We start from the raw sequence: 6,228 nt of genomic DNA, 5'->3' as shown, positions 1-6,228 counted from the left end.
TTCGGGCTCGACGTGCTGGTGCCGGACGAACGCGGGCGCGACGACGTGCACCGGATCATCTACGACGAGCTGTGCCACGGCGTCATCTCGGAGGAATCGCGCGCCACGTATGTGTCGATCATCGATGGACTGGCCCAGCGCGGCGCACAGGCGGTGATCCTGGGCTGCACGGAAATCACGCTGCTGATCGGTGCGGACGACTCGCCGCTGCCGGTATTCGATACGACCGCGCTACATGCGAAAGCAGCCGTCGAGTGGGCGGCGCGCTGAACGACACGCGCCATCGCGTATCGACAAGCGTCGCCGAACGGCATCGCCGCATTGTTTCGCGCGCCGGGATTCACTCTCCCGGCGCGCGCGTCGCCGCTCGGCCGACGCCCTGCTCTCGCCCACCACACGGGCCGGCACGAACGGCCCGCGAATCATGCGACTCCGTTCCCGCGGGCACGCCGACACAAGGGGTTATCCATTGGTAATAAAGTGACCGCAAATTGGTACGCGAGCAGCGGCACCGCACTCGACGCTGCTCGTCGCGGTCTCTTTTTCCACCAACCGGAAACAGGAACATGAAAAGACTCAGCACCGTGCTCGGCGCGCTGCTCGCCGTGTCGGCCACGCTCAACGCGCACGCGGACCCCAGCATCACCGCATCGGCCGCCACGACGCCCAGGGACGGCTTCGATCGCATGACGTGGGAGATCACGCCCGAAGTCGTGCCGACCCAGGTCAACGCCAGTTACTACTGGGCCAACCAGTTGTCGTCGCAACACGGCGGACACGCGATCTACACCGGCATCCAGCCGCGCACCCGCAGCACCAACGTGGTGATCTTCAGCGCGTTCGGCACCGGCACGGCGCCGCTGTCGGCGAATTGCCGCGGCGGCGCCGACGGCGGCTCCGGCACGTCGTGCTCGATCGCCTACCCGTGGAAAACCGGCCACGCCTATCGGCTGCAGGTCACCGTGACGCAGGCCAATCGCAGCGACGGGCGCTCGACCGTCGACGGCTTCATCACGGACGTCGCCACCGGCGCCACGACGCCGACCGGCAGTATCGCGGTGCCGGCGGACTGGGGCGGCCTGTCGAGCTCGGCTTACCTGTTCGACGAGTACTTCCCGTTCAACGCCGCGTCGAAGGACCCGATGCAGCGGCCGTGCGTGCCGTATGCGCGCTACATGACGTCGCTGCCGCATTTCTACCTGAAGGATGTGGACTACCCGGCGACCGAGCGGTCGATCCGGCTGAATACGGGCAAGGACAAGTGCGCGGTGCTCTCGGGCACGCCGAACGCACGGACCACGCTGGTCAACACGACGACCTATCTGCTCGAGAACGGCTTCCTGCCCGGGAGCCCGGGCGCGCCGAAATAACAAGCGGACGCGGAAAACAAAAAACCCGGCATGGAGCCGGGTTTTTCGTGGACGAGGTGCGCATCGGTCAATTGCGCGGCACATCGTCTGGTGTGCTTGGTTGCGGGGACAGGATTTGAACCTGTGACCTTCGGGTTATGAGCCCGACGAGCTGCCAGACTGCTCCACCCCGCGTCAGAGAAATAAATTATAGGGTGAGGAAGTACTCACGTCAATACTTTTGTCACAATTTCTGCTTCCCTTCCTCGCGCGACGATGCGTGACCCTGCACGACATCCGCGTTCGCACCCCATGCTCGCGGTAAGATGACGGCCTCCGAATTCACGCCGCACGCCCCTCCCGTTCATGAAAATAGCCACCTGGAACGTCAACTCGCTCAACGTCCGCAAACAGCACGTGCTCGACTGGCTCGCGCAAAGCGGCACCGACGTCCTGTGCCTGCAGGAACTGAAGCTGCCGGACGAGAAATTCCCGCGCGCCGATCTCGAGGCGGTCGGCTACCGCAGCTGGTTCACGGGCCAGAAGACCTACAACGGCGTCGCGATCCTCGTGCGCGACACGCTCGCCGTCGACGAATCGGACGTCGTGCGCAACATCCCCGGCTTCGACGACCCGCAGCAGCGCGTGATCGCCGCGACGGTCGACGGCGTGCGCATCGTGTCCGCCTACTTCCCGAACGGCCAGGCGCTCGACTCCGACAAGTTCGTCTACAAGATGCAGTGGCTCGACGCGCTGCAGGCATGGCTGCGCACCGAGCTGCAGCGCTACCCGAAGCTCGCGCTGCTCGGCGACTACAACATCGCGCCGGAAGACCGCGACGTGCACGATCCCGCGAAATGGGAAGGCCAGAACCTCGTGTCGCCGCAGGAGCGCGCGCACTTCGCGCAGCTGATCGAACTCGGCTTCGTCGATGCGTTCCGCCGCTTCGAGCAGCCCGAGAAAACCTTCACGTGGTGGGACTACCGGATGATGGCGTTCCGCCGCAACGCGGGGCTGCGCATCGACCACATCCTGCTGTCGCCGGCGCTCGCGGCAACCTGCGCGTCGTGCGAGGTCGATCGCACGCCGCGCACGTGGGAACAGCCGTCCGACCACACGCCCGTCGTCGCGATCGTCGGCTGATCGCCCAGGGCCTGTTCACGCGCGATCAGCGCCGCGCGGGCGCCGGCCCGAGATGGGCCCACAGGAAGCCGAATTCGGCCGCATCGGCTTCCGCGCGTTCGAGATCGTCGGCGCTGCCGTGGCCGCCGTCGGTGTTCTCCCAGTACCACACCCGTTCGTGACCGAGCGCCTGCATGCGCGCGGCCAGCTTGCGTGCATGCGCGGGATGCACGCGGTCGTCGCGGGTCGACGTCGTCAGCAGCAACGGCGGATACACGACACCTTCGCGCACGCGGTGATAGGGCGAATACGCTGCCAGCGCCGCGCCTTCGCTCGGATCGTCCGGATCGCCGTATTCGTCGAGCCATGCGGCGCCCGCGTGCAGCTTCGGATAGCGCTGCATGTCGAGCAGTGGCACGCGGCACAGCACCGCGCCGAACAACTCCGGCCGCTGCATCATGCACGCGGCGACCAGCAGCCCGCCGTTGCTGCCGCCCTCGATCCCCAACTGCGCGGCGCTCGTCACGCCGGTCGCAACCAGATCCTCGGCCACTGCGATGAAATCGTCGAACGAACGCTGGCGATGTTCGCGCTGCGCGTCGGTATGCCAGCGCGGCCCGAACTCGCCGCCGCCGCGGATGTGCGCGAACGCCATCACGCCGCCGCGTTCGAGCCAGCCGATGCCGAACGCATCGCTGTAGCCCGGCAGGTTCGGGATCGCAAAGCCGCCATAGCCCGACAGCAGGCACGGCCGCGCGACGCGCGCCACACCTTCAGGTGCGTCGAGCGCATCGCGCGGCCCGATCAGCGTGTACGGCACCACCGTGCCGTCGTGCGAACGCGCGCTCGCGCGCCGTACGACCAGCCCGGCGGCGTCGAACTGCACCGGCGGCCGGTCGAGCAGCACGCGGCGCGACGGTGCATCGTCCGCGCGGTCGGCCAGATCGGCCAGCCAGCATTCGGGCGGATCGAGATAGGTGTCGACGTCGACGTACACTTCGTCGTTCAGCGTCGATTCGACGGGCTCGACGTCGATCTGCGCGTCGCCGGGCCAGTCGAACGGCCGCGCGTCCCACGTCCACGCCCCGTCGTCGGCCTGCCGCGGCTGCCACAGCATCGTGCGGTTGTGCACGTCGTCGAGCCAGCTGGCGATCAGCGTCGTGCGCGTATGCGTCCACGTACAGGCGGACGTCGTCGGCCGCGGCGCGAACAGCGTCGTGAATTCGCGCGCGCCGGCGAGGAACGCCTCTTCGCGAATCGCGAGCAGCGAGCCGCCCGCGTGGCGCACGCCGTCGCAATCCCAGTCGAGGCGCGGCTCCAGCACGAGCCAACCCTCCCAGAACCCGACCTCGACATGCGTCGGCACGTCGTAGCGCGCCCATTCGCCCGCGTCGTTCAACCAGTACGCGTGTGCGTCGAAGAAATCGACGCTGCGCCACGCGACGTGGCGGCGGTCGATCGGGTCGTACCACGCGCCTGCGCTGATGTCGTCGGGTTCGCCGCTGAACACGACGGGCGCGTCGGCAAGCGCCGTGCCGCGCACCCAGCGCCGCGCTTCATACGGATAACCGGCGGCGGTCGCATGCGCTTCGCCGCGATCCCAGCTCACGTACACGGTATCGCGGTCGATCCAGCCGACCGTGTGATGGCCCGGCGCGTCGATCGTGAAACCGCCGTCGACGAAACGGCGCTCGACGAGGTCGAATTCGCGCACGACGACCGCGTCGGCGCCGCCCGGCGATAGCGACAGCAGCACGCGATCGCCGTCCGGATACAGGATCGCCTCCTGCTCGAACACCCACGACTCGCCCTCTTCGGCGCCAAGCGCGTCGATGTCGAGCAGCGTTTCCCAGGCCGGCTGGCCGGCCCGCCAGTCGGCCCAGCGCGTGCGGCGCCACAGCCCCTTCGGATGGAGATCGTCCTGCCACAGGTCGTACGCCCAGTCGCGCCAGCGGGTCGGAATCACCGGGCGTTCGCGCGGCAGATACGCTTTCGCGAGACGCGCGGTCAGCGCGCGATAGGCATCGTCGTCGCGCAACGCGGCGCGGGTGCGCGCATTCTGCTCGTCGACCCACGTGCGGGCGCGCTTGCTGTCGAGTGCTTCGAGGAAACGGAACGGGTCGGCCCCGGCGGGCCAGCGGAAGGATTCGGACATTGAGGATCGCGGAATGGCAAGCTGCATGCAAACCGCGATTATGTCCGATCGCGGCATGCGCGGGCCCGCGCATGCCGCGAATCGTGCTCAGGGTTCCAGATGGAGTTCCTGGATCTTGCGCGTGATCGTGTTGCGGCCGATGCCGAGCCGCTCTGCGGCCTCGACCTTGCGACCGCGCGTGAAGTCGAGCGCCTCGCGGATCACGGCGGCTTCGAAGCGGCGTGCGAGTTCGTCCATCACGTCGGCCGAGTTCTCGCGCAACAGCCGCGCGACTTCGGTGCGCAGCCCGTGCTCCCACAACGGGTAGCCGGCCGGCGCGCTGCCGTTCGCCGCGCTCGCGACGGGCGCGGCCGTCGGCGCTGCACCGATCGCGGCAGGCGCCGCTGCGTGACCGCCGCTGCCGTGCGCGTCCGCGCCGTCGCCCGTCGCGACGACCGGCGCACCGGCCGGCACGAGGTCGGGCGGCAGATCCTTGATCTCGACCGTCTGCGCGGGCGCCATCACGGTCAGCCAGTTCGCGAGGTTCTCGAGCTGCCGCACGTTGCCGGGAAACGGCAGCGACGTCAGGTACGCGAGCGCATCGTCGGACACGCGCTTCGGCTCGACGCCGAGATCGCGCGCGCTCTTCTGCAGGAAGTGGCGCGTGAGCAGCGCGATGTCCTCGCTGCGTTCGCGCAGCGGCGGCAGACGCAGCCGGATCACGTTGAGCCGATGGTAAAGGTCCTCGCGGAACAGCCCCTGCCGCACGCGCGACTCGAGATTCTGGTGCGTCGCGGCGATCACGCGCACGTTCGCGCGCAGCGGGTTGTGGCCGCCCACGCGGTAGAACTGCCCGTCCGACAGCACGCGCAACAGGCGCGTCTGCAGATCGAACGGCATGTCGCCGATTTCGTCGAGGAACAGCGTGCCGTTCTCGGCCTGCTCGAAGCGGCCCTGGCGCGTCGTCTGCGCGCCGGTGAACGCGCCGCGCTCGTGGCCGAACAGTTCGGATTCCAGCAGATCCTTCGGAATCGCCGCCGTGTTCAGCGCGATGAACGGTCCGTTCGCACGCGGGCTGTGACGGTGCAGCGCCCGCGCGACGAGCTCCTTGCCGGTGCCCGACTCGCCGGTGATCAGCACGGTCGCGGCCGAATGCGACAAGCGGCCGATCGCGCGGAACATGTCCTGCATCGCCGGCGCCTGGCCGAGCATCTCGGGCGCCTCGGCCACGCGCTCGTCCTGCGGCGCGCCGCCGCGCAGGCTTTCTTCCACCGCGCGGCGGATCAGCTCGACCGCCTTGTCGACGTCGAACGGCTTCGCGAGGTATTCGAACGCGCCGCCCTGGAACGCCGCGACGGCGCTGTCGAGATCGGAGAACGCCGTCATGATGATGACGGGCAGGCCCGGCAGCCGCTCGTGCATCGCCTGCAGCAACTCGAGGCCCGAGCCGCCCGGCATCCGGATGTCGGACACGAGCACCTGCGGCGTCTCGTGGTCGAGCGCGGCCAGCGCATCGCGCACGTTCGCGAAGCTCTTCGTCGCGAAGCTGTCCCGGGCGAGTGCCTTTTCAAGCACCCAGCGGATCGATTGGTCGTCGTCTACTATCCAGATCGGCTTCATAGG

5 protein-coding genes and 1 tRNA gene are annotated in these 6,228 nt (G+C 68.4%); 3 read left to right on the top strand and 3 right to left on the bottom strand.

Translation table 11 applies throughout. The features are described from left to right. Together JMF90_RS19770 and JMF90_RS19765 are read left to right on the top strand one after the other, a co-directional pair. Positions 1-270: aspartate/glutamate racemase family protein (locus tag JMF90_RS19770; RefSeq protein WP_201325339.1), on the top strand; the 270-nt coding region annotated here is incomplete at its 5' end. Between the two features lie 296 nt (positions 271-566). Further along, entirely contained in the window at positions 567-1,370 is an 804-nt protein-coding gene (locus JMF90_RS19765; RefSeq protein WP_034174512.1) for a DUF3472 domain-containing protein, read from the top strand. Positions 1,371-1,467: 97 nt separating this feature from the next. Here the strand turns inward: JMF90_RS19765 and JMF90_RS19760 are convergent. Beyond that, positions 1,468-1,544, bottom strand: a tRNA-Met gene (locus JMF90_RS19760). Between the two features lie 171 nt (positions 1,545-1,715). Between JMF90_RS19760 and xth the strand changes: the two genes are divergently transcribed. Next, positions 1,716-2,492: an exodeoxyribonuclease III gene (gene xth, locus JMF90_RS19755; RefSeq protein ID WP_006478369.1), complete on the top strand. Its 777-nt coding sequence runs from the start codon at positions 1,716-1,718 to the stop codon at positions 2,490-2,492. Positions 2,493-2,517: 25 nt separating this feature from the next. Here the strand turns inward: xth and JMF90_RS19750 are convergent, their stop codons facing one another. Further along, the gene (locus JMF90_RS19750) at positions 2,518-4,626 is read right to left on the bottom strand and encodes a prolyl oligopeptidase family protein (RefSeq protein WP_054927968.1); all 2,109 of its coding nucleotides are present in this window, start codon (positions 4,624-4,626) and stop codon (positions 2,518-2,520) included. Positions 4,627-4,713: 87 nt separating this feature from the next. Further along, on the bottom strand, positions 4,714-6,225 hold the full coding sequence (gene ntrC, locus JMF90_RS19745; RefSeq protein ID WP_023477459.1) for a nitrogen regulation protein NR(I): 1,512 nt from the start codon (positions 6,223-6,225) through the stop codon (positions 4,714-4,716). Positions 6,226-6,228 lie beyond the last annotated feature (3 nt).

The sequence above is a fragment of the Burkholderia sp. E168m23 genome (assembly GCF_016586125.1).
GTDB classification, from domain to species: domain Bacteria; phylum Pseudomonadota; class Gammaproteobacteria; order Burkholderiales; family Burkholderiaceae; genus Burkholderia; species Burkholderia orbicola.
Note: the sequence above shows the minus strand (reverse complement) of the source record. Positions and strands in the feature narration are given on the sequence as shown.

Excerpts from the sequence above, each read along its gene's own strand:
- ntrC (WP_023477459.1), bottom strand. The coding sequence starts at position 6,225 with ATGAAGCCGATCTGGATAGTAGACGACGACCAATCGATCCGCTGGGTG.
- JMF90_RS19750 (WP_054927968.1), bottom strand. The coding sequence starts at position 4,626 with ATGTCCGAATCCTTCCGCTGGCCCGCCGGGGCCGACCCGTTCCGTTTC.
- xth (WP_006478369.1), top strand. The coding sequence starts at position 1,716 with ATGAAAATAGCCACCTGGAACGTCAACTCGCTCAACGTCCGCAAACAG.
- JMF90_RS19765 (WP_034174512.1), top strand. The coding sequence starts at position 567 with ATGAAAAGACTCAGCACCGTGCTCGGCGCGCTGCTCGCCGTGTCGGCC.